The sequence below is a fragment of the Haloferula sp. BvORR071 genome, from assembly GCF_000739615.1.
Taxonomy (GTDB): Bacteria; Verrucomicrobiota; Verrucomicrobiia; order Verrucomicrobiales; family Akkermansiaceae; genus Haloferula.
The window spans coordinates 1-1,002 of record NZ_BATP01000066.1 but is presented as its reverse complement, the minus strand read 5'-3'; the positions used below and the strand labels follow the sequence as shown (position 1 = coordinate 1,002).

2 protein-coding genes are annotated in these 1,002 nt (G+C 62.2%); both read right to left on the bottom strand.

Translation table 11 applies throughout. The features are described 5' to 3' along the window. Positions 1–7 precede the first annotated feature (7 nt). Positions 8–571, bottom strand: coding sequence for an IS630 family transposase (locus BV071_RS36055; protein WP_265595158.1), 564 nt, complete (start codon positions 569–571; stop codon positions 8–10). Then, positions 568–945 (bottom strand): hypothetical protein, encoded by a 378-nt coding sequence (locus BV071_RS36050; RefSeq protein WP_035616479.1) that lies wholly within the window; start codon positions 943–945, stop codon positions 568–570. Before BV071_RS36050 ends, BV071_RS36055 begins: the two co-directional genes overlap by 4 nt. Between the last annotated feature and the right edge of the window lie 57 nt (positions 946–1,002).

The following is a 1,002-nucleotide window of genomic DNA, read 5'->3' as shown; positions in this document are numbered from 1 at the left end:
GAGCATTTTAAATAAAACTGTATCCGCAAGAGGCAAACCAACCGCGGGCGTCTTTCGCCGTCACCTTGTCCAACGCCGCCGCGATCGCATCGTCCAGCTCATCCACCGTGCGCGCTTCGGATTTGCGCAGGCTCGCCTTGAGCTTGCTCCACATCTTTTCGATCGGGTTGAGATCGGGCGAATACGGCGGCAGGAACCGCGCCTCGGCCCCGGCCTTGCCGATGAGTTCAAGCGTTGTGGCGCTCTTGTGCGGGGCGAGGTTGTCCATGATCACGATGTCGCCCTTCTTCAACGACGGGCAGAGGACCGCTTCGACGTAAGTCCGGAAGACCTCCGTGTCGGTGGCACCGCCGATGGTCATGCATGCCGTGGTGCCGTCCAGGCGGATCGAGGAGATCATGGTCGTGGTGCGCCAATGGCCGCCGGGCGCGGCGGCATGCACGCGGCTGCCCCGCTGTGCCCGCCCGCGCAGACGGGTCATGTTGGTCTTGGCCCCACTTTCATCAATGAAGACCAACCGCGCGGGGTCGAGCCCGCGCTGGAGCCGCCGCCACTTCTTGCGCGCCTTCAGGACATCGGCGCGGTCCTGCTCGCAGGCGCTGAGCGTCTTTTTTTATATGTGAGTTCCATGGCCGCCAGCGCGTAGTGGATGGCGGGCAAGGTGCAGGAGAGGCCAACCGCGTCGCGCAACTCCTCGAGGGTCATGTCGGGCTTGCATTTCAAGTGTTCCCTCATCGCCTTCTTGTGGGATTCCAGGATCAGCGGCTTGCGGCCGCTGCGGTGATGGCCCGGCGCGATGTCGCCGGTGTGGCGGCGCTGCTGGATGAGTTTCTTGACCATGCCAAGCGAGACACTGTAGCGGCTGGCGATCTGCTCGCGAGTACCTTCGCCACGGTCGTAGGAAGCCAGAATCCGTTCGCGCAAATCCATGGAGAGAGCGGCCATGCCGCAACTTAACACCGGGGTAATCTAACGGCTACGAAATTATTTAAAATGCTCTAG